This is a genomic window from Arthrobacter celericrescens, from assembly GCF_003614925.1.
GTDB lineage: Bacteria > Actinomycetota > Actinomycetes > Actinomycetales > Micrococcaceae > Arthrobacter > Arthrobacter celericrescens.
The window spans coordinates 1-22,248 of sequence record NZ_QYLP01000077.1 but is presented as its reverse complement, the minus strand read 5'-3'; the positions used below and the strand labels follow the sequence as shown (position 1 = coordinate 22,248).

20 protein-coding genes are annotated in these 22,248 nt (G+C 66.9%); 15 read left to right on the top strand and 5 right to left on the bottom strand.

Translation table 11 applies throughout. From position 1 onward, the window contains the following. Nucleotides 1-40 precede the first annotated feature (40 nt). Both D3654_RS13430 and D3654_RS13425 read left to right on the top strand, forming a co-directional pair. Nucleotides 41-2,206, top strand: coding sequence for an acyltransferase family protein (locus tag D3654_RS13430; protein ID WP_120521995.1), 2,166 nt, complete (start codon nucleotides 41-43; stop codon nucleotides 2,204-2,206). Between the two features lie 30 nt (nucleotides 2,207-2,236). Further along, the gene (locus D3654_RS13425) at nucleotides 2,237-3,301 is read left to right on the top strand and encodes a TroA family protein (protein WP_120521994.1); all 1,065 of its coding nucleotides are present in this window, start codon (nucleotides 2,237-2,239) and stop codon (nucleotides 3,299-3,301) included. Between the two features lie 71 nt (nucleotides 3,302-3,372). Here the strand turns inward: D3654_RS13425 and D3654_RS13420 are convergent, their stop codons facing one another. Beyond that, nucleotides 3,373-5,421, bottom strand: coding sequence for a DUF6541 family protein (locus D3654_RS13420; RefSeq protein WP_120521993.1), 2,049 nt, complete (start codon nucleotides 5,419-5,421; stop codon nucleotides 3,373-3,375). Nucleotides 5,422-5,577: 156 nt separating this feature from the next. Between D3654_RS13420 and D3654_RS13415 the strand changes: the two genes are divergently transcribed. From D3654_RS13415 to D3654_RS13400, 4 genes are read left to right on the top strand one after another with little or no spacing between them, the layout of a single operon-like run. After that, nucleotides 5,578-6,315: a glycosyltransferase family 2 protein gene (locus D3654_RS13415; RefSeq protein WP_120521992.1), complete on the top strand. Its 738-nt coding sequence runs from the start codon at nucleotides 5,578-5,580 to the stop codon at nucleotides 6,313-6,315. A gap of 3 nt (nucleotides 6,316-6,318) precedes the next feature. After that, nucleotides 6,319-6,735, top strand: a complete 417-nt coding sequence (locus D3654_RS13410) for a DUF2304 domain-containing protein (protein ID WP_120521991.1) — start codon at nucleotides 6,319-6,321, stop codon at nucleotides 6,733-6,735. Continuing rightward, complete coding sequence (locus tag D3654_RS13405) at nucleotides 6,732-7,628, top strand: glycosyltransferase family 2 protein (protein WP_120521990.1); 897 nt, start codon at nucleotides 6,732-6,734, stop codon at nucleotides 7,626-7,628. The genes D3654_RS13410 and D3654_RS13405 overlap by 4 nt, the downstream gene beginning before the upstream one ends. A 13-nt stretch (nucleotides 7,629-7,641) precedes the next feature. Beyond that, nucleotides 7,642-8,673: a hypothetical protein gene (locus tag D3654_RS13400; RefSeq protein ID WP_120521989.1), complete on the top strand. Its 1,032-nt coding sequence runs from the start codon at nucleotides 7,642-7,644 to the stop codon at nucleotides 8,671-8,673. A gap of 66 nt (nucleotides 8,674-8,739) precedes the next feature. Here the strand turns inward: D3654_RS13400 and D3654_RS13395 are convergent, their stop codons facing one another. Genes D3654_RS13395 through D3654_RS13385 form a run of 3 tightly spaced genes read right to left on the bottom strand, consistent with a single transcriptional unit; the run spans nucleotide 8,740 to nucleotide 11,489 of the window. Beyond that, nucleotides 8,740-9,528 (bottom strand): SDR family oxidoreductase, encoded by a 789-nt coding sequence (locus D3654_RS13395; protein ID WP_120521988.1) that lies wholly within the window; start codon nucleotides 9,526-9,528, stop codon nucleotides 8,740-8,742. Further along, nucleotides 9,525-10,349 carry an acylneuraminate cytidylyltransferase family protein gene (locus D3654_RS13390; RefSeq protein WP_120521987.1) on the bottom strand — a complete coding sequence of 275 codons (825 nt, stop codon included), beginning with the start codon at nucleotides 10,347-10,349 and terminating at the stop codon, nucleotides 9,525-9,527. Before D3654_RS13390 ends, D3654_RS13395 begins: the two co-directional genes overlap by 4 nt. 54 nt (nucleotides 10,350-10,403) lie before the next feature. Next, entirely contained in the window at nucleotides 10,404-11,489 is a 1,086-nt protein-coding gene (locus D3654_RS13385; RefSeq protein ID WP_120521986.1) for a Gfo/Idh/MocA family protein, read from the bottom strand. A gap of 125 nt (nucleotides 11,490-11,614) precedes the next feature. On the opposite strand from D3654_RS13385, the gene D3654_RS13380 reads away from it, so the two are divergent. The 9 genes from D3654_RS13380 to D3654_RS13340 all read left to right on the top strand — a co-directional run bounded on the left by D3654_RS13380 (nucleotide 11,615) and on the right by D3654_RS13340 (nucleotide 21,925). Further along, nucleotides 11,615-12,304 carry a PglD-related sugar-binding protein gene (locus D3654_RS13380; protein WP_120521985.1) on the top strand — a complete coding sequence of 230 codons (690 nt, stop codon included), beginning with the start codon at nucleotides 11,615-11,617 and terminating at the stop codon, nucleotides 12,302-12,304. Continuing rightward, nucleotides 12,301-13,353: an N-acetylneuraminate synthase family protein gene (locus tag D3654_RS13375; protein WP_245413230.1), complete on the top strand. Its 1,053-nt coding sequence runs from the start codon at nucleotides 12,301-12,303 to the stop codon at nucleotides 13,351-13,353. The genes D3654_RS13380 and D3654_RS13375 overlap by 4 nt, the downstream gene beginning before the upstream one ends. Nucleotide 13,354: 1 nt before the next feature. Continuing rightward, nucleotides 13,355-14,524 carry a UDP-N-acetylglucosamine 2-epimerase gene (neuC, locus tag D3654_RS13370; RefSeq protein WP_120521984.1) on the top strand — a complete coding sequence of 390 codons (1,170 nt, stop codon included), beginning with the start codon at nucleotides 13,355-13,357 and terminating at the stop codon, nucleotides 14,522-14,524. Further along, a complete protein-coding gene (locus tag D3654_RS13365) occupies nucleotides 14,521-15,579 on the top strand; it encodes a sugar phosphate nucleotidyltransferase (RefSeq protein WP_120521983.1) in 1,059 nt (352 codons plus the stop codon). The genes neuC and D3654_RS13365 overlap by 4 nt, the downstream gene beginning before the upstream one ends. Nucleotides 15,580-15,584: 5 nt before the next feature. Continuing rightward, nucleotides 15,585-16,592 carry an SDR family NAD(P)-dependent oxidoreductase gene (locus tag D3654_RS13360; RefSeq protein WP_120521982.1) on the top strand — a complete coding sequence of 336 codons (1,008 nt, stop codon included), beginning with the start codon at nucleotides 15,585-15,587 and terminating at the stop codon, nucleotides 16,590-16,592. 19 nt (nucleotides 16,593-16,611) lie between these two features. Then, entirely contained in the window at nucleotides 16,612-17,763 is a 1,152-nt protein-coding gene (locus D3654_RS13355) for an aminotransferase class I/II-fold pyridoxal phosphate-dependent enzyme (RefSeq protein ID WP_245413229.1), read from the top strand. Continuing rightward, on the top strand, nucleotides 17,756-19,204 hold the full coding sequence (locus D3654_RS13350; protein WP_162943735.1) for a lipopolysaccharide biosynthesis protein: 1,449 nt from the start codon (nucleotides 17,756-17,758) through the stop codon (nucleotides 19,202-19,204). Before D3654_RS13355 ends, D3654_RS13350 begins: the two co-directional genes overlap by 8 nt. A 4-nt stretch (nucleotides 19,205-19,208) precedes the next feature. Continuing rightward, nucleotides 19,209-20,435, top strand: a complete 1,227-nt coding sequence (locus tag D3654_RS13345) for an acyltransferase family protein (RefSeq protein WP_162943734.1) — start codon at nucleotides 19,209-19,211, stop codon at nucleotides 20,433-20,435. A gap of 221 nt (nucleotides 20,436-20,656) precedes the next feature. Continuing rightward, entirely contained in the window at nucleotides 20,657-21,925 is a 1,269-nt protein-coding gene (locus tag D3654_RS13340) for a hypothetical protein (protein WP_162943733.1), read from the top strand. Here D3654_RS13340 and D3654_RS13335 read toward each other — a convergent pair. Next, a partial coding sequence (locus tag D3654_RS13335; protein WP_425359417.1) for an LGFP repeat-containing protein occupies nucleotides 21,916-22,248 on the bottom strand: 333 nt, incomplete at its 5' end. The two genes, D3654_RS13340 and D3654_RS13335, sit on opposite strands and share 10 nt — an antisense overlap.

The following is a 22,248-nucleotide window of genomic DNA, read 5'->3' as shown; positions in this document are numbered from 1 at the left end:
CCCAGCCTCCCGCCGCTGACACACGCCGGGAGTCACCGCGGTGAGCCAGCAGACCCCCACCCTAGCTGTCTCCAGCCCGGCGACGCCGAAGCCGGCAGGAAAATTCCGCACCGACATCCAGGCGCTCCGGGCCCTCGCGGTGACCGCCGTCGTCGTCAACCACCTCTGGCCCCGGCTCCTGCCGGGCGGCTACGTAGGCGTGGACATCTTCTTCGTCATCTCCGGCTTCCTGATCACGAGGCACCTCGTGGACGAGCTCCGGGCGACCGGAAAGGTCCGCCTGGCCACCTTCTACGGCCGGCGCATGCGGCGGCTCCTGCCTGCCGCACTGCTGGTCGCCGTGGTCAGCGCTGCCGCTTCGTGGCTGACCCAGCCGTACTCCCGCTGGCTTGACGTCGCCTGGGAAACCCTCGCGGCGGTCTTCTACGGCGAGAACTGGCTTCTGGCCGCCAAAGCCATCGACTATTCGGCCGACCACGAAATGGCCACGCCGGTCCAGCACTACTGGTCCCTCTCTGTGGAGGAACAGTTTTACCTGGTGTGGCCGCTGATGCTGGCCGGGGCGTTCCTGCTGGCGCTCCGCCTGCGGAAGGCCCCGCTGCGCCTGCTGTCCGCCGCCATGGGGACGGTCTTCGTGCTTTCGCTGGCCTACAGCGTGTACTTCACGATCGACAGCAAGAACGAGGCGTACTTCGTCACCACCACCCGGGCTTGGGAGTTCGCGGCCGGGGGCCTGATCGCCCTGGCCACCTTCGCACTCGCGGGGCGCGCTGCGCAGGGCAAGGGTATCCTGCAGCCGACCGCTTTGCAGCGGCCGATGGGACTGCTCGCCGGCGCCGGTGCAGTCGCCCTCGTTGTGTCGCTCGCCCTCTTCGGCGAACAGACGCAGTTCCCCGGCGCCATGGCGCTCATCCCGGTCCTCGGCACGGGGGCGATCGTCCTCGCAGGCTCGGTCCTGGGACGGAGCGCACTGCCCGCCGTCGGTTTCCGGCCTGTCCAGGGGCTCGGCGACATCTCCTATTCCCTCTACCTGTGGCACTGGCCCCTGATCGTCCTGGCGGTGCCGCTGCTCGGCCACGAGCTGCGCACCCGGGACAAACTCGTCATTGGCGCCGCGTCGATCGTGTTGGCGGTGCTGACCAAGCGCTTCGTGGAGGATCCGGGCCGTTCGCGGCTGTTCCGGAACCGGAAGGCACGGGTCAGCATCCTCGCCGGCTTCGGCGCGATGGTGCTCGCGGGCGCCCTCGCCTTCGGCATGGTGTTCTCCGCCGGGCACGCCGAGCAGGTCCAGCAGGAACAGCTGGCCCTCCTCTCAAAGTCGCCCTGCTACGGCGCGGCCAGCCTGAACGAGGGGGCTTCCTGCCCGGAGAAGTACGGTCCGCCGCACGCTCTGAACATCGGACGGGCGCAGTCGCCCTACTTCGCCGTGTCCGGGTGCCGTTCGGCGACTGACCAGATCAGGGTCCAAGGGGTGCCCTATCTCCAGGACTGCGACTACTCCGGAGGGAAGAAGGACGCCAAGACCGTCTGGTTCATCGGCGACTCACACGCCGAGCACTGGAAGGTCGCGTTCTTCGACCTCGCCCGGAAGCAGCAGTGGAAGGTCCGCCTGAGCCTCGCCGGCGGTTGCTCGCTGGCAGACGTGAAGAGGGTCGCGTTCATGGACGCCCCGCGCCTGGACGAGAAGAGCCAGTCCCGCTGCCTGGACTGGAGCGGCCAGGTCTCCGACAGGATCATGAAGCAGCGCCCGGACCTGGTGGTAGCCTCGACCTTCTCCGCGAAGGAAACCATCGACGACGGCACGGGCCGCGACCAGTTGAGCCAGTACCGGTCCACCGTGGAACGCCGGATCGCGAAGTGGGGCCAGAACGGCACGAAGGTGGTTGTCATCCGCGACTCGCCCCTGACCCTTGGCAAGAGCACGCCCGGCTGCGTCATCAACAACAAGGGCAACGCCCTGGCGTGTGCGTCGCAGCGGAGCAAGGCTCTCGTGGCCGACCCCACGGCGAAGGCCGTCGCGGACCTTGGACATGCCAACCTCAAGGTGCTGGACCTGTCGGACCAGTTCTGCGACGACGCCCGCTGCTACGCGGTGACCGGCGGGCTTTTCGTGTTCTTCGACAACAATCACCTGAGCAAGAGTTATGTTGAGAGTCTTGCCCCGGTCTTCGAACGCAGGCTGCTCAGCCTTGCCCGGGGAGCGTAGGCCTGCGGCCACGACAGAGATGCAGATTTCATGATGGGAAACGAGAAAATGATGTCCGGACCGGAGCGCACGAGCACCAGCCGCCGCGCCTTCCTTGCCCTCGCGGGCCTGGCCCCGCTTGCCGTGGCCGGCTGCTCGGTCGACAAGAAGGGCCCCGTGGAGGTGAAGCCTTCGGATACGGGGTTCCCCAAGTCAATCACCCATCGTTTCGGGACCACCACACTGAAGACCCCACCGTCCCGGATCGTGGCCCTGGGAGCGGTGGAGGCAGAGACACTGGTTTCGTTGGGTGTGGTTCCCCTGTCCCGCCCGGCGGCGGAATCCACCGCGTGGTACCGGGCCGGCCTGCGGGCTTTGCCCTCTGCCGATGCTTCGGAGACGTACGACGACGGCCGGCAGCTTGCCGCGTCCGTCTTCATCGAGCTCGAGCCCGAGGCGTTCCTCGCCGTGGGCGGCCGGCTGAGCCGCGAGGAGTATGACTCGCTGTCCGCCCTCGCCCCCGTGATTCTCGCGCCCGAGAGCGTACCGGCCGAGTCGTGGGAAGCGGTGGCCCGGTTCGTCGCCGATGTCACCGGTCTGCAGGACACCGCCGCGCCTTTGATCGACGAAACCCGCCAGGAAGTCACGGACTCCGTCGCCGACTACCCGGTGCTCAAAGGCGCCACTGCACTGTTCGTTTCGGCGTCCTCGGCCTCCGGGTCCGACCTGATCCTGGCTGTGCAGGGCTCGGCGCCGGCTGCATTCTTCACTTCCCTCGGGCTCGCTGCACCGCCCGCGCTCAGCGGGCTTGCCAAGGGCCTGAAGGAGGCCCCTGCACGGTTTCCGAAGGGCATGGTCTATCTCCCGCGGACGCGTGCGGCCGAGTTGAGCGCCGATGTCCTGGTGGTGAACGTTCCCTCCAGCGACTTCAACAGCTACAAGGCCAACAAAGCGCTCAGCAAGGACTTCCCGGACTTCGGGCGCGGAACCGTCTACGTGGTTTCGGGGGATGAGGCCGTGGCCCTGCAGCGTCAGTCCATGCGCGGTGCCGAATGGGCGTCCCGCAACGTGGTTCCCGAACTGGCCAAGGCCGTCTTCAAATCCAAGCAGGCCTGAGGCGCGTACGAAGGACGAATACGAAGAAAGGGCGGGACACCCCAGGTGTCCCGCCCTTTTCGCGTGGAGGCTTAGCCGCAGGCGGTCATCTTGAACAGGCGGGCCTTGCCGACCTCCTTGACCAATTCCACTCCGGGGGCGGAATCGTCGGCGAGGTCGCGGGTGCCCTCGAGGGGTTCGCCGCGCGGCGTCATTTCCTGGTCGGCGAAGTCGAGCGCCCAGTAGGCGCGTTTCTCCTTGATCACGGGGCAGACACTGGGGTTGTAGGCCGCCTCGCTCCAGTGGTCCATCAGGAGCCGTTCGCTGTCGCTGCGCGCACCGAGGATGTGCGGGGCGACGACGTGGCGGCCGGAGAAGGCGTACGCCATGGAAGCGCCGGTACGCGGGTTGCCCACGATCATGTCGCTCGCCGGGACGATGTCCGCCAGCTGCTTCATGAGCGCCAGTTCGTCCGTGGTCACGAGGCTTGAATCGCTGCGCGTCTCGAACGTCGTCGACAGCCGTTCCTGCACCATCGCCAGGGTGCCGCCCTGGCCGGCGACGCCGACCGCGAGGACGACGACGGCAGCGGCGGCGCTGGACGCCGTCGGCCCCTGCAAGCGGGCGGCAAGTCCCCGCAGTGGTTCCAGCGGGCTCTTCCGGGCCTCGCCAACATGCGTTGCGGACGCCCAGTGGGCGATGAAGGGTCCGAGCCGGGCGATGATCCAGTCCAGGCCGAGCGCGGCCACGGGGAGCGTCACCAGCGGAAGCATCGCGGCGAAGCGGTTGCTGTCGGAGTACCAGACGCCGGTCATGAAGAAACGGAACGAGCCCACCGGCCAGGCGGAAACGATCAGGTAGAGCACCGCGGCGATGGCGAACATACCCAGGCTCCACCAGTGCTTCCTGATCCGCCGGGCGATGACATAGAGGCCGGCGATGGTCAACAGGAAGATGATCCAAGCGACCGTGGTGCCCATGGGGGCGCTTCCCAGGATCTCGCCGAGGGCCTGGGCATTGGTCTGGAATGGGGTCCAGCTGGCCGCGCTCTGCGGCGGCCGGACAACGATCCAGACGCCGAGGCTGCCAACGGCATAGACGGCGACGGCGAGCGTCCACGCGAGGAAGGTCCGGCCGTTGATCTCCCCGCGGTACCGCCGGGCGGCAGCCCGGAGGTAGACGCCGACGACGGCGGGGCTCGCGAACAGCAGCAGCGCAACGAAGGCGCTCGGATGGGTGAGTGCGAGGCCGGGGACGGTGGCGGCCAGCAGGACGATCGCGTTCCCGTTGAGCTTCAGCTTGCCCGAACGGATGCCGCTGGCTTCGATGGTCAGGGCCAGCACCGCCGGCAGCATGGTCAGTGCCGCGTGGTTGGGGTAGAGGATGCCGAAGGCCACCATCAGGTACGGGAAGCTGCTGAAACCAGCGGTCAGGATGCCGGCGCCCAGCAGGGTCAGCGGCCGGGACCCGACGATCCGGGTCACCAGGAAGAGTGAACCCAGGGGCCAGACAACGGCTGCGAAGAGGATGGATCCCCAGTTCACGGCCACGGTGATGGCCTGCCCGCCGGACATCAGGACCAGCGCGAGCAGCGCGTGCATGCCGGCCGGGTACAGACCCTTGGAAGTGTCGGTCAGGTTCCCGAGGGTCAGGGTGTTGGCCGACTGGGTGTCGGCGATGTAGCGGACCGCGTTCAGGTGGTAGACGTTGTCGAACGTCTCGGAGAAGGACTCTGGACTGCCGAAGCCGGACATGTAGCGCGCGGCGATGATGACTGCCGGGACCAGCACGGCGAGGACCACGATGGCCTTGTTGACGGCCGTCCTGGGGTATACGCCGCGGTCCGGGTCAGGAAGTTCCAGCGCGCTGTGCTTCGCGCCCCTCCGGCGCAGCAGGAACCGCACGGCGGTGACGAGCGCAAGGAGCACCACGGTCAGCCCGGCGATGGAAATCGGATTGAACGGAATCCGCGCGAAACCGAACACGATGCCCGCCGACGCGACAACGGTGGTTGTCACGGGGACGGCCAGCACGGCCAGGCTCGGGCCACGCACGCCGGCGGTCCACAGCAAAGCCACGCCCGGGGCGAAGAAGACAACGATTGCGATTCCGAGCGTGGGGAGGGTTTCCCACCAGGACATAGATCAACTCCTAAACGTCAACGCAAGACTACTAGGCCCGGCTGGGAGTTCCTTCCCGGTGGCGGCAACGCGCCGTTTGACTGCCGGGGGTGACCCCTCTCCTTGATACAATCCACAATCATGGGTAATTCACGGCGTTCTGGCGTTCTCATTGTCATGCCAGCATGGAACGAGGCAGAAGCTATCGGAAACACCATCCGACACGTGCTTGACGTCGTACCCCAGCACGATGTGCTCGTCGTCGATGACGGCTCCAAAGACGACACTCCGAGGATCGCGGAGCAGGCGGGTGCCACGGTGCTGCGGCTGCCCTTCAACCTCGGTGTGGGCGGGGCCATGCGGGCCGGTTTCAAATACGCCCTGCGGCACAAGTACCGTGCAGTCATCCAAGTGGATGCCGACGGGCAGCACGACCCGCACGACATCGACCGGGTCCTGGCAGGCCTGGAGCATTCGGACATTTCCATCGGCGCCCGCTTTGCCGGCCGGGGCAGCTACGGCGCGAAGGGTCCTCGCCGCTGGGCGATGTTCTTCCTGGCCAAAGTCATCTCGGCTGTGGCCCGCACGCCCCTGACGGACGTGACCTCCGGGTTCCGGGCCGCGAACGAACGGGCCATCCGGCAGTACATTTCCCATTTCCCCACCGAGTACCTCGGGGACACCATCGATTCCCTGGTGGTCGCCATCAAGTCGGGGTGCAAGGTCACCCAGGTGCCTGTGGAAATGAAGGAGCGCCAGGCCGGCACTCCGAGCCAGGGGCCCATCAAGTCTTCCATTTACCTGGCGCGGTCGGGCCTGGTGTTGTGCTTCGCACTTGCCCGCCGCCGGACTCCTGACACAGGGGAACTGCATGCACCACTGTCAGGCGACATCGCCGGAGAGGGAAGTGTCTAAGGCATGACTGTCGCCGCTTCACTGGTTTTTTCCATCTTCATGGTCATCGTCGTGCTGATCATGCTCCGGAACGGACGTCTTCGCGAGAAGTACGCCATTCTGTGGCTGGTCATCGGCGGACTCACGATCATCCTGGGGTTGTTCCCCCGGCTCCTCAACTGGGCGGCGGCCCTTGTGGGAGTCGTTGTCCCGTCCAACCTGCTGTTCGCGCTGTCGATCCTTTTGCTGGTCGGCGTGAGTTTGCACGTTTCGCGGGAACTGACCATTTTGGAAGATGAAACCCGGATCCTGGCCGAAGAGGTCGCCATTCTCCGTTCCTCCGTGGAGCAGCTCCAGCGGGGAGCACACACCCAAGCCGTGGTTCCGGACACCGGGTCAACCACGCAGACAAGCCTTCAAGCGAGAGAAGAAGACAAGTGACGATTGATGTAATGCTGCCGTACTACGGCGACGTGGCCATGATGAAGGCCGCCGTGGACTCGGTGCTCGCCCAGGACGACAAGGACTTCCGCTTCACGATCGTGGATGACGGCTACCCGGACGAGAGCCTCCCGGAGTACTTCAACGGCCTGGTCACCTCCGACGAGCGGGTCCGCTACTACCGCAACGAGCAGAACCTCGGCGCCAACGGAAACTACAAGAAGTGCATCGGCCTCGTCGAGCACGAGATCGTCGTCATCATGGGAGCCGACGACATCATGCTCCCGAACTACATCAGCACCGTGCGGAAGGCCTTCGAGGACCCGACCGTGAACATCGTGCAGCCCGGCGTCGAGGTCATCGACGAAAACGGCGCGGTCTACGAGCCTATGGGCGACAAGGTGAAGAGCTTCTTGCGGCACCGCCTCGTCGGCAAGGCATCCGAGGCCATCGTCTCCGACGAAGCCATCGCCGAGAGCCTCCTGGTGGGCGACTGGCTGTACTTCCCGTCCGTGGCCTGGCGTGCCGACGCCGTCAAGACCCACGATTTCCGCCCGCAGTACAACGTGGTCCAGGACCTCGCCCTCGCTATCGACATCATCCTTCACGGCGGACGCATGGCCGTCCTGGACACCGTTTGCTTCCAGTACCGCCGCCACCGCGAATCGGACTCGTCCGTGCGCGCCCTCGACGGCCGCCGCTTCGCAGAAGAGCGCGCTTTCTTCGACGAGTGCGTGCGGGACTTCACGGCCAAGGGCTGGAAGGATGCCGCCCGCGCCGCCAGGTGGCACCTGACCTCCCGGCTCAACGCCGCATCGCTGACCCCGAAGGTGATCTCCAAGGGCATGTGGCCCGGCCTGCGGAAGCTCGCAGCCCACGCCGTCCGCCCCTGACACCCCAAAGCCCATGGATATCCAGAACCATTACTACGGCCATTCCGCCGTTTTCGCCCTGTACTGCGGGAGCAAGCGCCTGCGGCACGTCTCAGGACTGATCCAGCACGGCTGGACCGTCAGCAGCCCGGTGACCGCCCAGTTCGGTGACTTCGCCAGCTGGGGTCCCAAACGCCGTCGGCTGTCCTGGACCAGTTCCTCGCGCGGCTGGAAGCCCGGCGACCCCGGCAACTTCTTCGACGACGGCACCCCCATGCTGGACGCCGTTGGCGCCCCGTACCTCTACCTGCTGGACGGTGCGCGCGAAGCCGGTGCCGTCCCGGCCCGCAAGGAAAGGACGCTCGTCCTGCCGCTGCACGGCACCGCGCTGTTGAAAGTCGACGGCGACCACGAAGCGTACGCGCAAATGGTCAAGGAACGTGAAGGCCCGGCCACCGTGTGCCTGCACATCGATGACCTGCACAACGACGAAATCATGTCTGCGTGGAGCAACGCGGGGCACGACATCGTCAGTGCCGGCGACCGCCGGGACCCGCAGTTCATCGGCCGGATTCTCTGGATGATGTCCGAAGCCCCCCGCGTGGTGTCCAACCGGCTCTCCACGGCCCTCATGTACGCGAGCGTGACCGGTGCGGACGTGGGAATCTACGGTCCCGACTTCAAGCTTGGCGCGAATGCCCACGCTGATCCCGGGCTTGTCATGCGCGACTTCTGGCCCGAGTTCTACGACGAATCCACCCCGCAGGATGTCCTGCGGAAGATCGCCGAAGACGAGCTCGGCCGTGCCGATATGCGGACGCCGGAGGAATTGAAGAGGTTGCTGGGCTGGGACTCCCACACGGCGGTGCCGTTCCTGGAGTACTGGGCCAGCGGTCCCCTCACGAAGGCCCAGACGGTCCTTGGCCTGAAGAAGGTTCCCGAAGGCGCCCACGCCACGGAGAAGGGCCTGTCTCCCTGGCATTGGATCAAGCATCCGCTCAAGCACCTGCCTTCGCCGCTGCCCAAGCTGCCGGCGATGGCCGCCGTCGAACCCCTGCGGCCATAACCGCCGAACGCAAGAGGCCTTGGAGCGTCCGCTCCAGGGCCTCTTGCGTTGCATTCTCCGGGCCGCCTACCAGGCGCTCCAGCCGCCGTCGACGGCGATCGTCTGGCCGGTCACGTAGCGTGATGCGTCGGACGCAAGCCAGACCACGACGCCGCGGAAGTCGTCCTCGGTGGCCATGCGGCCCAGCGGAGTGAGCTTCTCGTAGCGTTCCGTGAAGCTGTCGGCCTGGCCTCTCGCGATGCCGCCCGGCGCGAAGGCATTCACCCGGACCTTCGGGGCGAGCACAGTGGACAGGTAGCGCGTCAGCTGCACGATTCCGCCCTTGGTGGCGCCGTAGGCGGCCGGGTTGCCCATCCGGGTTCCCTCATAAAGGCCCATGTTCGGTCCGACGATCCCGTAGATCGAGGAGACGTTGATGATCGAACCGCCCGGGCTCTGCGCCAGCTTCGGGGCGAGCTGGCGGGCCAGGGAGAACGGCGCCCGGAGGTTCAGGGATGATGCCAGCTCGAATGCTTCGTCGCTTTGCTCCTCGAACGGAACCGCGTAACCGGGAACACCCGAAGTGCCGGTGAACGCGGCGTTGTTGACCAGCACGTCCAGGGGACCGTCGATCGACTCCACCAGCCGGGTGGTTCCTTCGCTGCTGAGCAGGTCGGAGGCGATCCCGACGGCGTTAACTCCGTGGCGGCCGGCGATTGCCGCCGCGGCGTCGTTGCAGGCCTCGGCGTTGACGTCGGAGATGATGACGTCGCAGCCCTGGCCCGCGAGGGCATCGGCCAGGACGCTGCCCAGCGGGCCGGCGCCGCCGGTGACCAGGGCGCGCCTGCCGCGCAGGGAGAAGAGGGACTCGTTCATGCCGCGCCTCCGTCCTGTTCGACGCTGGCAGGAGCCGCTGCAGCGCCCGCTGCGGTTCCTGCTGCCGGGACCTCGACGCCGGGCAGCGGCGCGAGCCCCGCGCTCACCACGGCTTCCACGAGGCGGAACTCGCGTTCGTCGTCGATGCTGAAGGCATGGGTTTCGGGGATTTCGGCGTAGCCGTGGCGGCCTTCGTCGAACCAGCTGTTCTCGAGCCGGCGGACGAAGTCGGAACGCCAGACGTAGAAGCTGCCGTTGATCCGCATGAACCGGGGAACATCCTGCCGGCGGACCACCCCGGTGCCTTCGCTGAAGTAGCGCTCGAGGTGGGAAGCGCCGTCCGGGGCGGGTTTTACACCGACCCAGGTGGGGTTGAAGAAGGGCTCCGAGACGGCGATGACGCCGTCGAGTTCGGGGGAGGCAGCCAGGGAATCGATCGCGGCACGGACGCTCTCGGGGGTCCGCGTGGGGCTGGTCGGGTCCAGGAGCAGGACCATGTCGTAGCTGGTGCCGTCCAGTTCCTCCATGGCTGCCAGGGCGTGCCGCAGGACCACGCTCATCGGCGCGGTATCACTGGCGAACTCCGCCGGGCGCAGGAATGGGACCTCGGCGCCGGCCGCGGTTGCCACTTCGGCGATTTCGGCATCATCCGTTGAAACAATGCACCGCACGTTGTCGCCGAGCAGTTCCGCCAGCGCCACCGAGTGCGCCAGGAGCGGTTTGCCCATGAGGGGGCGGATGTTCTTGCCGGGGAGTCCCTTGGACCCGCCGCGTGCGGGAATCACCGCGAGCACTTTGGGCCCGGCCGGGTTCTCATTCATTGTTGACGTCATCCTCGTGGTGGATTCGCGGGCCCGTGTTGCCGGGCCGCAGTATCACCACACTACCTTTTCGGCCTTCCCGGAAGCCGACGCCGTGCGCGCCGCATCGCAGATGGCCACGCTGGCCACGCCCTCTTCGAGGCTCGCCGGACGGAAGCGGTCCATGCTCGTGCCGCCGTCGATCCCGGCGCGCTGCAGGATCGACAGGGACTGGCGGGCCAGGACCGTATCCACGTCGGCATCGTCGCCGAAGACCGCCTCGACGCTCCCGACGGAGCCGCTTCCGGCGTCGGGCCATTCCAAGGCCACGCGGTTGCGGACGACGTCCCACACCAGTGCCCCCTCGTCGGTGGCGACCCGGATGCTCCGGGTCTTCACCGGGGTCACGTAGTCCAGGCGAAGGTGGACCGCTGCGGGGCTGTCCCACAGGATGTCGGCTGATTCCTCCGCCTCGATGCCCAGGATGCCGCTCCCGAGGACCGAACGCAGTTGGGTGGGGGCACCGAGCAGCATGGTGGGGTAGTCGATGTCGTGCACCAGATCGCGCAGGACGCCGCCGTCTTCCTTGCGGGCGGAGTAGCTGGCCCGGAAGTCGCGGTTGGGCCGCCATGACGGCAACCACGACTGCGAGAGAACCTGTGCGCTGGTGATCCGGCCCAGGCGGGGGAGCAGTTCGGCCGCCACCGCGAACCCCTGGTGGAAACGCAGCGGCGCGCTGACCGAGATGGTGTCCGCCCGCGGGTGCTCGAGGAGGACCCTCGCGTCGGCGGCTGCCGGCGCAACCGGCTTCTCCAGCAGGACCGCCCCGGGGGCGCGGTCGAGCGCCTCCAAGGTGTCGTCGACGTGCCGCCGGGTGTCCGTCGCAATCACCACCAGGTCCAGGGGTTCCTCGGGGTAAGCGTCGACCAGTTCGGCCGTGGCAGGGATGTCCGGGCGTTCCGCGAGCGAGGCGCCGGGCCGGACGGGCCACACATACAGGGTGTCGACGCCCAGCTGCTCCAGCACGCGCAGATGCCGGGCGCCGATGGAGCCGGTTCCGCGCACCAGGGCCGATGTCTTCCTGCCGCCGGTGCTCTCCAGCCGTGGAAGCGCGAGGCTTCCGGCAGCACTGGAACCGTCAAAGTATGATGTGAAAGTCATCTGGCCAATCCAAGCTCTGAGGTGTTGCGGCGGTATATGGAGAACCCTGAGATGGCCTGCCGCCGGGGCAGTGCCGCCCGGAACAACATAGCAGGGCGCGCATTCCGGCTCCGCGGGGCCGCCGCATGAAGTCCTGGCTCATCCTCGGCGCCTCCGGACATGGGCGGAGCCTCGCCTCCGTCATCAGGGGCCGTGGCGACCGCATCGCCGCCGTCGGCGACCGCGCCCTGTCCGCCGAGGCCGGGCGCACCGCCGCCGCGGAGGCCTTCCGCAACACAGATGGAAGCGTTCCGGTGATGCTCGACGACGACGCCCCGGCCTTGGACCTCGCCCTCGCGGAGTCGCTGTCGGTCACCATCGCCGTCGGCGCCAACGGCGTCCGCTCCAGGATCGCGGCGGGGCTGTTGGCCGACGAACGCTTCAGCAGGCTGGCAGGCGCACTGGTCGCGGCCAGCGCCACCGTGGACGCGACCGCCGTCCTCGGACCCCTTGCCCAGGTTTGTGAGCATGCCCACGTCGGTCCCCTCGCGCAGGTGGGGGAGGCGGTGATCGTCAACACGGGCGCGATCGTCGAACACGACTGCAGGGTCGGCGCCGGAGCGCACCTGGCCCCCGGATCGGTGCTCCTGGGCGCCGCAACGGTCGGCCGGGAGGTGTTCCTGGGATCGGGAGCCCGTGTCCTTCCCGGCATCGGCGTCGGCGATCACGCAGTCCTTGGCGCAGGAGCGGTGGCGACCCGCCAATTGGACGGTATGGCAACATATGTGGGAGTGCCCGCCCGGCGACTCACCCCAACGAAAGGCCCAGCACATTGACGGATGACCAGCGTCCCGCTTCTGTACGTTTCGGCAGCCACAGCATCGGCCCGGCAGAAGAAATCTTCGTGATCGCGGAGGCAGGCGTCAACCACGACGGCGATGTCGCCGTCGCGCACGAACTGATCGATCTGGCAGCGGACACCGGCGCGAACGCCGTCAAGTTCCAGACCTTCAAGCCGGAAGCGCTGGTCACGAGCTCCGCCGGGACAACCCCGTACCAGAAGAAGGCCGGCTTCGCGGAGTCCCAGTCCGAGATGCTCGCCCGGCTCACCCTCCCGGAATCCGCATGGAAGGAACTGCGCGACCACTGCGACGAACGCGGCATCACTTTCCTCTCGACGCCCTTCGACTACGACAGCGCGCGCATGCTCGCGGAGCTGGGCGTGCCGGGCCTCAAGATCGGCTCCGGCGAACTGACGAACACCCCGTACCTTTCGGCCATCGCCGAATTCGGCATCCCGATGATCGTCTCCACTGGCATGGGAACCCGTGGGGAGATCGCGGCGGCCCTCGAAGCCACCGCCAAGGCGCCGGCCACGGTCCTGCTGCACTGCGTCTCGGCCTACCCGGCACCGCTGGATGAAGCCAACCTGCGCGCCATCCCCGCCCTCCGGGAGGAGTTCGGCGTGGAAGTCGGCTGGTCCGACCACACTCCCGGCGCGGTCACCGCCATTGCCGCCACCGCATTGGGGTCCACCCTGCTGGAAAAGCACATCACCACCGACAAGACCCGCAACGGTCCCGACCATTCGGCATCCCTCGAGAAGGCCGAATTCGCCGACTACGTCCGCTCCGTCCGCGAAGCCCACGCCGCCCTCGGCGACGGCCGGAAGCGGCGGATGCCCAGCGAGGAGGCCAACGCCTCCCTGGTCCGCCGTTCCTACCACGCTGCCCGGGACATCGCCGCCGGCGCCATTATCACCGCCGACGACGTCGCGATCCTGCGTCCGGAAGGCGGCCTCGCCCCCTCGGCCCTGGTGATCGGCAAGACCGCGGCCCGTCCGGTGTCCGCCGGTGCGGCCCTGCTCGGGGAGGACCTGCTTTAGCATGAAGGTCCTGGCTTTTGTAGGGACCCGAGCGGACCTTTTTCCCCTGGGACCGGTGCTCACCGCGCTTGCCGCGGATGACGCTGTCGAGCTCCACGTGGCGACGGCGATCGGGTTCCCGGAAGGAACCGCATTCACGCGGCTGCTCGAAGCCGGCCTCCCGGACGGCGGATTCACCCACCACGAAGAAGGGCTGTACCTCGAGGAACTGACCGCGGAAACCCAGACGCGTACCGGTGCAGAACTCTCGGCCCGGATGGCCGGGCTTGCCGGCAACCTCGCGCCGGACGCCGTCGTCGTCCTTGGTGACCGTTGGGAACTGCTGTACGTGCTTCCGCCCTTCATCATCAGCGGCATCCGCCTCGTCCACCTGCATGGCGGCGAAGTGACCGAAGGCGCCCTGGACGAACGCGTCCGGCACGCAGTGACCAAGCTCGCGGACCAGCACTGCGTCAGCACGGCCCAGGCCGCGCGCCGGGTGGCGCAGCTGGGGGAGTCCGCGGACCGGATCCACCAGACCGGGGCTCCCGGCCTTGACCGCTTCGCCGACCCCGTGCCGCTGGACGCGGCTGCTTTTGAAGCGGAGTTCGGGGTGCCGCTTGAGCTTCCGCTCGTCATGGTCACCTACCACCCGCCGACCGCGGAGATGCAGGGGAATGCGGGTGAACTGGCCCGGCAGGTCTTTGAAGAAAGCATCCGCCAGGCAGGCACCGCCATCCTCACCTACCCGGGCTTCGACGCCGGCCGGGAAGACATCATCGCGGTCCTGAAGGACCTTGAGTCGCAGGGCCTGCCCGGCGTCGTCATCCGTGAGAGCCTGGGCCCGTTGTACCCGCGGGTGATGGCCACGGTGCAGGCCCTGGTCGGGAATTCCTCGTCGGGAATCCTGGAGGCCGCCACCTTCGGAGTGCCCGTGGTCAACGTCGGAGACCGGCAGCGCGGGCGCGAGCACGGCGCCAACGTCATACACTGCCGCGATGACCGCCAGGAGATTCGCGCTAGTATTGAAAAGGCTTTGACCGCGGAGTTCCGCGCAATGAGCCGCGATGTGATCAACCCTTACGGGAATTCGCATGCTGCCGGGCTCATCGAAAAGGTCGTCGTGGAAAGTCCCGCGACCGGGCTGAGCAAGACATTTGTTGACGTAACCGCTGGAGAGCTGAATCTATGACTATTGAGGGCCCCCTGAGCAAGGTCTGCATCGGCCCCGAAGCCACAGTGCGGGAAGCTCTGGAAGCCATCGACCGTGGCGCGTCCGCAATAGCCCTGGTGACCAACAGCGACGGAATGCTCCACGGTGTCCTCACCGACGGCGACATCCGGCGGGGCCTCCTGCGCGGTGCGCAGCTGGAATCCAAGGTCCTGGAATACACCAACACCAGCCCCCACGTAGTGGGCCGGGATGCCACGCGCGCCTCCGTCCTCGACCTGATGCGGAGCCTGCGGATCAGCGAGATTCCGGTAGTGGACAACGGCGGCACGCTCGTAGGGCTGCATACGCTCACCGACATTGTCGGCAGGAAGCCCCTCACGAACCTGGCCGTCATCATGGCCGGCGGCAAGGGCACCCGCCTCGGAGCCCTGACCAAGGACACCCCCAAGCCGCTCATGACGGTCGCGGACCGCACCATCATCGAGTGGATCATCCTTGGCCTGGTGGAATCCGGCATCACCAGCATCTACGTCTCGGTGGCCTACCTCGCCGGGAAAATCATGGACCACCTCGGCGACGGCTCCCGCCTTGGCTGCAGCATCAAGTACCTCCACGAGGACCCCGAGAAGCCGCTCAACACGGCCGGCGCGCTGGGCCTGCTTTACCGCGAGGTCAAGGAGATCAACGAAGCGGTCATCGTCACCAACGCCGACCTCATGGTCCGCTACTCGGCAAGCGAGCTGCTGTCCTTCCACGAGGCAAAGGGCGCCGCGGTCACCGTCGCAGCCCGCCCCTACACCCACCAGGTACCGTTCGGGGTCCTGGACATCGCCGAGGACCGCTCCATCAACTCGGTGGTCGAAAAGCCGACGGTCGAGTTCGAGATCAGCACCGGAATCTACGCGGTGTCTCCCGAAGCCCTGGCGATGGTGCCGTACATGGAGCCCTACTCCATGCCCGACCTTGTCAAAGCCTGCATCGATGAGTCGAAGACCGTGGCCGCCTGGCCCATTGATTCGGACTGGATCGACGTCGGCACCCCCAAAGACCTAGCAACAGCGAAAGGCCAGTGATAACCATGAATTTCGAGGACATCAAAGGCAAGACAGTGGTTGTCACGGGCGCCGATGGCTTCATCGGCAGCCATGTCACGCAGCGTCTGATCGCAGAAGGCGCGAACGTACGCGCCCTCTGCGTCTATAACTCAAATGGCTCCTACGGCTGGCTGGATGACCTGAGCCCCGAAGAGCGCGACGCCGTCGACCTCCAGCTCGGCGACATCCGCGACGCCGAGTTCGTCTCGGACCTGGTCAAGGGCTCCGACGTGGTCCTGCATCTCGCCGCCCTGATCGCGATCCCGTACTCCTACCAGGCGCCCCGCTCCTACGTGGAGACCAACGTCGTCGGTACCCTGAACGTCCTCGAAGGCGTGCGCCGCCACGACGTGCCGCGCCTGGTCAACACTTCGACTTCCGAGGTCTACGGCACCCCGAAGACCGTTCCGATCACCATCGACAACGAGCTCCGCGGCCAGTCGCCCTACAGCGCCACGAAGATCGCCGCCGACAAGCTGTGCGAAGCCTGGGCCAGCTCCTTCCAGACCCCCGTGGTTGTGCTGCGCCCGTTCAACACCTACGGTCCGCGCCAGTCTGCCCGCGCCGTAATCCCCACTGTGCTCCAGCAGATGATCGCCGGTGCCGAAAAGATCCACCTCGGCTCCCTGACACCGCGCCGCGACTTCACCTTCGTCGAAGACACCGCAGACGGCTTCTTCAAGGCCGCCACCGCGCAGATCCCGCTGGAGGGCCAGGTCATCCAGCTCGGCACCGGCTACGACGTCAGCATCGGCGAACTCGTCGAGATGGCCGCCAAGGTGACGGGCTCCAACGCGGAGATCATCACCGAGGACATCCGGGTCCGTCCCGAAGCCAGCGAAGTGATGCACCTGCTATCCGACCCCTCGCAGGCCCTCGCTGAGCTCGGCTGGGCCCCGCAGGTTGGCCTCGAAGAAGGCCTGCGCCGCACCGCCGAATGGATCGAGGCCCGTGGCGTCGACGCCGCTGCCGCAGCCAAGTACGCCCGCTGAACCGCCAGAAAGGCAAACCGTGTCGCGAGTTCCCCTAGCCATCCCGAATATCGGCGAACGCGAAGCAACGCTGATGAACGAAGCCATCAGCAGCGGCTTCGTGTCCTCGGTCGGGCATTTCGTCACCGATTTCGAGAAGCGCTTCGCGGAGTACGTCGGGGCCAAGTACGCCGTAGCCTGCGCCTCCGGGACGGCGGCCCTGCACATCGCCATGCGCCTGGCCGACATCCAGCCCGGCGACATGGTGGCAGTGTCCGACTTCACGTTCATGGCCAGCTCCAATGCCGCGTCCTACCAGTTCGCCGAACTGCTGCTGGTGGATTCGGATCCTGAGTCCTGGTGCATGGACGTGCCGAAACTGCGCGTCGAACTTGAGCGCCGGAAGGCCGCGGGGGAGAAGCTTCCCAAGGCCATCGAGATCGTGCACATCCTCGGCCAGCCCGCGGACGCGGCTGCCGCCGTCGAGCTCGCGCAGGAATACGGCATCCTCGTCATCGAGGACGCCGCCGAGGCACTGGGCGCCACCTGGACATCCGGCCCGCTGGCGGGCCGCCAAGTCGGCACCGTCGGTGACATGGGCGCGTTCTCCTTCAACGGGAACAAGATCATGACCACCGGCGGCGGCGGCATGTTCACCACCAACGACGAGGACCTGGCGCGCCGCGCCAAGCACCTCTCGACCCAGGCGCGCCAGCCGGACCGCGGCTACCTGCACGACGAAATCGGCTTCAACTACCGGCTGACGAACATCGCGGCAGCCCTCGGCGTCGCCCAGCTCGAACGCCTCGACGGCTTCGTCGCAGCCAAGCGTGCCATCGCGAAGCGCTACAACGAGGCCTTCGCGGACACCGAAATCCAGACCCCTCCGGACCTGGACGGCCAGGAGTCCACCTACTGGCTCTACTCGGTCCAGGTTCCCGCATCCCGCGGTGCCGGCGCACGCGACGAACTCCAGGACTTCCTCGCCGAGGCCAACATCGAGTCGCGTTCGCTGTGGCGGCCCCTGCACATGCAGCCGCCCTTGAAGGACGAAGCGCGTGTGGGCGGCAGCGTCGGCGAAGACCTCTTCGCACGCGGCCTGTCCCTGCCATGCTCCACTGACCTCACGCCTGTTGACCAGCAGCGGGTCATCGACCGTGTCCTCGAGTGGCTTGCCGTCAGCGGTGAGTAACGCAGCGCCCGACGGCGGTCCAGCCGCCTCGGGCGCCGTGAGCAACACCGGGCGGAACTCGCTTCTGTACCTCGCCGGGGCCCTCATGCAGGGCCTCGGCATCTTCATCGTGCAGCCGTTTGCCCTGCACTTGCTCAACAGCGACAGCAAGTGGCAGGAACTCTTCCTGTCCGTTTCGGTGATCCAGGTCGGGGTGGTGCTTGCCTCCGCGGGATTGCCGCTGGCCATCACGAAGGCCTGGTTCGAACCGGGCGGACACTCCAAGGCCCGGGCCATCAGCGGATTCCTCAGTATCGGCGGGCTGCTGCTGGGCTTGGCGGGCGCCGGAATCTACGCCCTGGCCACAGGCGGCAGGGGCACCCCCAGCTTTGCCATTGCCCTGCTGGCCATGGGACTGCAGGCATCCGTCCTGGCCGCCCAGGCAATCCTGCGCGCACAGGGACGCCCTGTCATGTTCGTGGCGCTCAGCCTGTGCTCGTCCATGGCCGCGTACATCGGCGGACTGCTCGCCATGCTGCTGTTCGGGGCGGAAGCCGTGATCTTCATGGCGGGCTACGGTGTCCTTGTTCTGTTGAGCGCGGTGCTGTCGCTGCTCGTTGCCCCACCGGCCATGCCGCTCTCCCACAAGGGGGCGCTGCGCGAGGCGATCGCCGTCGGCGGCCCGGTGCTGCCGCACACCGGCGCGCTCATGCTCCTCACCCAGGGGGCGCCGTTCCTCCTCGCGGCGGTGGCGGCCAACGGTGTTTCGGGTGACTATGGCAAGGTCCAGGTTTTCATCCTGGGGACCGTCACCCTGCTCGGTGCCCTCAACAACGCGTGGGTTCCCGCGCTGATGTCCGTGCGCGGCCAGGACCGGGTGGCGCGCATGCGCTCCACGATGAGCACGGCAAGCTTTGCCGGCCTGGCCATCGTGGTCGTCGCCGCGGCAGGGGCAAACCTCGTCGTCCACATAATGGCAGGCGGCAAGGAGAGCCTCGTCCCCGTCGCCCAGCTCATGCCGCTCGCCGCGATGGGGTACGTCCTGTACCTCAACGCCTCCACGCTGCTCTTCGCGGACAATGCCACCTGGTGGCTGTCAGTAGTCACCCCGTCCGTCCTGCTGGTTTCCGCGGCCATCGTTTTCTGGCCCGCGTCGACGGGGAACCTCGTCGGTGTGGCCGCAGTGTCGTCGGCGTCGTTCCTGTTGCTTGGCCTTGCCTATTTCGTGGTCGCCCGGAAGCGTGCCACCGGCGGCTGGGCGCCGGGAAGGTATGCGTTGTGCTGCATAGTGGCCGTCGCATACACGGGATTCCTCATGCTCCTGCCCACGAACCTCACCACCGGCCTCATCACGGTCGCCGCGGTCGCCGTCGCGGTTCCCGCGGGAGCCGCGCTGTGGCGTGCCAGGCTGAAACGCCCCGGCGGCGCCCGTGTGAAGCCAGAAAGGGCCCACGTTGACTGAGACTGTGAAAACTTCCGAAGAGGCCCCTGCCAAGGCGGGCCAGCCCATCGTCTTCTTCGACTTCGCCCGCGGAATTTCGGCGCAGGCCGTCGTGCTGGGCCACGGGCTGAACATCTTCCTGCCGGGTATCTTCATGGTTCCCGGACACCGCGTCTTCTACATGCAGTCGTTCGCCGTGATCATCTTCTTCGTGCTGTCGGGGTACCTGATCACCAGTGCGGTGCTGAAGAAGCGAGACCGCCCGGAATTCACCTTCGGCTCCTATCTGCTCGACCGGGTGGCACGGGTGGTCTATCCGCTCTTCCCGGCGCTGGCGTTGATCATCGCCTGCGACTTCCTGGTGTTCCGGGGGACCATCAGGCTTCCCTTCGACGGCGTGGACCTGAGCCCGCAGGCGATAGCCGGCGGCTTCACCATGCTGTTCAACCATCCGCTCCTGCAGGAGTTCGGCCCCCGGCTCGGGGTGCCCTGGATCAATGCGGGACCTGTGGGCAGCGGTGCCCCGTTGTGGTCGGTGGTGGCCGAATGGTGGATCTACGTTGCTTTCGGCCTGTTGGCGTTCGTGGCCCTGCGGAGAACGAAACTCGGCTTCGGCAGCGCCCTGCTGCTGATCTTCGCCATCGCCGTGCCCGTGGGTTACATGGCCCGGGGGAGTTACGAGTCCCTCGCCTGGATCATCGGTATGCTTTACGCCCTGGCGGCCAGCCGGGTTGCCAGGCTTCCGCGTTCCTTCCACGCGTGGCTGGTGGTCCTGGGGACGGCGGCATTCCTGGTGGGACTGTACTACAACCGCCAGAACCTGCACTCCGCGGCCACCATCCTCCCGGCCTCCGTGGCGTTCTGCCATCTGTACTTCCTGATCGACGGCATCGCCGCCAAACGGTCCGCGGCAGGGCGGGTGCCCGGGGCCTTCCAGCAGCGGTTCGCGCGCGGGTTCAAGTCGTTCAGCCTCTTCCTTTCGAGCTACAGCTACTCCCTGTACCTCCTCCATTTCTCGGTGGTCTCCTACGTCTGGTACTTCCTGCATGGGGTCCTGCCGGCCTGGCAACTCATCGCCCTTTCGATCGTTGCCAGCAACGTGATTGCCTACGTGTTCTACCTGATGGTGGAGCGGCACTTCCACAAGGTCGGAAAGTGGCTCAAGGGCGTCCTGCTGCGTCCGGCCGCCGTCGCGTCCGCCCCGGCCGGGACAGCGGAGCGCAAGCACGACCTGGAGGACGCGAAACCCTGAGCGGCGGAAGCCCCCCGGGGACCTGTTCCCGGCGCTGTCCCTGCGCCGCACACGCGTCCGGCGGGCCGGCGTTGCTGCGCTAAACTCGATCCGGTGGATTCCCGCCCGCAGGCTGTGTTCGCAGCGTCCCGGACCGGTCTTCACTGATTGCCACCGGCCCTTTCCGACGAGCGGAAAACGGCTGTCTCGTGGCGAGGGGGCAGTGAAGCGAGGAACCACGGGTGTCACCTATTGCCGGCCGGAAAGCGGGAACCCGGCCAACGCGGGTCCGGCACGCCTGGGTCCACGTTGTGGCCGCCGTGATCTTTGCCGCGGCAGCTTTGGCCATGGGTCCGGGAGTGGTCTGGGGCGACACCGTCCAGTACATACGGATTGCCCACGAACTTGAGGGCGCGTCGCCGGATGAAGCCTGGGAAACGGCCTACCTGGAATTCTGCGAGAACCCGTCCATCCCCTATGCCGGGACGGTTGAAAACTGCCTGACCACGACCATGGCCGGGCGCGGCCCGGTGATCGGCTACATCGACAGGAATCCGCAGTACCAGGAGATCTTCAGCCCCCGGATCGGCTATCCGCTGATCTCCTTGCCCCTGATGAACCTGTTCGGCGACCGGACCGGTTTGTGGGTTGTCGCCGTCCTGTCGACGGCGGCCGCAGGCCTGCTGCTTGCCAGGCTTGCTTACCTCGCCAGGCTTCCGCTGCTGCCGGCCGCGGTTGCCCAGGTGGCCTTCTACCTCCTTCCGGTGAGCCTGCCCCACGGCATCGCCCTGCTCGCGGAGGCGCCCACCCTGTTGTCTTCCCTCGTCATGGCAATCGGCCTGGCTCACCTGATGAACGGTGTGCGGAAGCGGGGTGTGGTGCTGATGGCGGTGGGCCTGGGGATGGTGTTCTTCTTCAAGTACTCGTCCACGATGCTGCTTTGCGTGAGCTTCCTCGGCCTGTGCATCTCGCTGCTCCTGTTCAAGGACTACCGGAGCCGGCCGCAACTCAGGGCGGCGGCAGTGGTCTCTGCCCTGTTCGCCGGGGCCAGCGTCCTCATTAATACTCTGTTTGGCCTGCCCGGCCTCCAGCACAGCCTCCAGGACACCTTCACCGACCACTTCAGGTTCCCCCCGGTGGACGATCCGCTGCAGCGCCTGCTCGCGTTGGAAGGTGAATTCGCCGTGTCGTTCCTGGCGGCGCTGCCGGCCAACGCCGCCTACCTTGTGGTCTTTATCGCAGCGGTGGTGGGCATGGTGCTCGCCAAGCGCCGGGGGATCCTTCCCCTGGCCGGATGGGCAGCCGTAGGGCTGTCCATCTACGGGATCCTCAGCGTCATCGCGCACCCTGTCTACAAACAGTCGGACCGGCTTGGGTCCAGCCTCTGGGTGGGCGTCGCCGTCGGGATCGGATTCCTGGCGCTGGTCATCCAGCGCCGCCTCCCAAGGAACAGCCGCCTCAAAAGGGATGGCGACCCGGCCGCTGGCGCCGGCCGGGCGCATCAGGAATAGTTCACCGAAACTCCAGCGGAGGTCCAGACCATGCTGCCGCCCTGGAAGGCAACCGTGCGGTATCCAAGGTACGAAACGGCTGCCGCCTTCGGATAGCCCAGCTTGCCCATCTGCCAGCCAGCCTGGCGCCACGCGTCCCGGTACGGTTCGGTGACCGCGTGTGCTCCGGTTGCCGACGTCCAATAGACGTTGCCCTTGCTGAAAGCCTGGTAGCAACCTCCGCCGTAAAGGCCGCACATCACCCTGGACGTGGGGTAGCCGATGGCGGGTTGGAAGCCCGCTGCTTTCCAGGCGTTCCAGTAGGCGCCGGTGACGGCGTGGGC

Coding starts and splice junctions, on each gene's coding strand:
- D3654_RS13395 (WP_120521988.1), bottom strand. CDS start 9,528: ATGAACGAGTCCCTCTTCTCCCTGCGCGGCAGGCGCGCCCTGGTCACC.
- D3654_RS13365 (WP_120521983.1), top strand. CDS start 14,521: ATGACTATTGAGGGCCCCCTGAGCAAGGTCTGCATCGGCCCCGAAGCC.
- D3654_RS13400 (WP_120521989.1), top strand. CDS start 7,642: ATGGATATCCAGAACCATTACTACGGCCATTCCGCCGTTTTCGCCCTG.
- D3654_RS13380 (WP_120521985.1), top strand. CDS start 11,615: ATGAAGTCCTGGCTCATCCTCGGCGCCTCCGGACATGGGCGGAGCCTC.
- D3654_RS13360 (WP_120521982.1), top strand. CDS start 15,585: ATGAATTTCGAGGACATCAAAGGCAAGACAGTGGTTGTCACGGGCGCC.
- neuC (WP_120521984.1), top strand. CDS start 13,355: ATGAAGGTCCTGGCTTTTGTAGGGACCCGAGCGGACCTTTTTCCCCTG.
- D3654_RS13385 (WP_120521986.1), bottom strand. CDS start 11,489: ATGACTTTCACATCATACTTTGACGGTTCCAGTGCTGCCGGAAGCCTC.
- D3654_RS13410 (WP_120521991.1), top strand. CDS start 6,319: ATGACTGTCGCCGCTTCACTGGTTTTTTCCATCTTCATGGTCATCGTC.
- D3654_RS13390 (WP_120521987.1), bottom strand. CDS start 10,349: ATGAATGAGAACCCGGCCGGGCCCAAAGTGCTCGCGGTGATTCCCGCA.
- D3654_RS13425 (WP_120521994.1), top strand. CDS start 2,237: ATGATGGGAAACGAGAAAATGATGTCCGGACCGGAGCGCACGAGCACC.
- D3654_RS13420 (WP_120521993.1), bottom strand. CDS start 5,421: ATGTCCTGGTGGGAAACCCTCCCCACGCTCGGAATCGCAATCGTTGTC.
- D3654_RS13415 (WP_120521992.1), top strand. CDS start 5,578: ATGCCAGCATGGAACGAGGCAGAAGCTATCGGAAACACCATCCGACAC.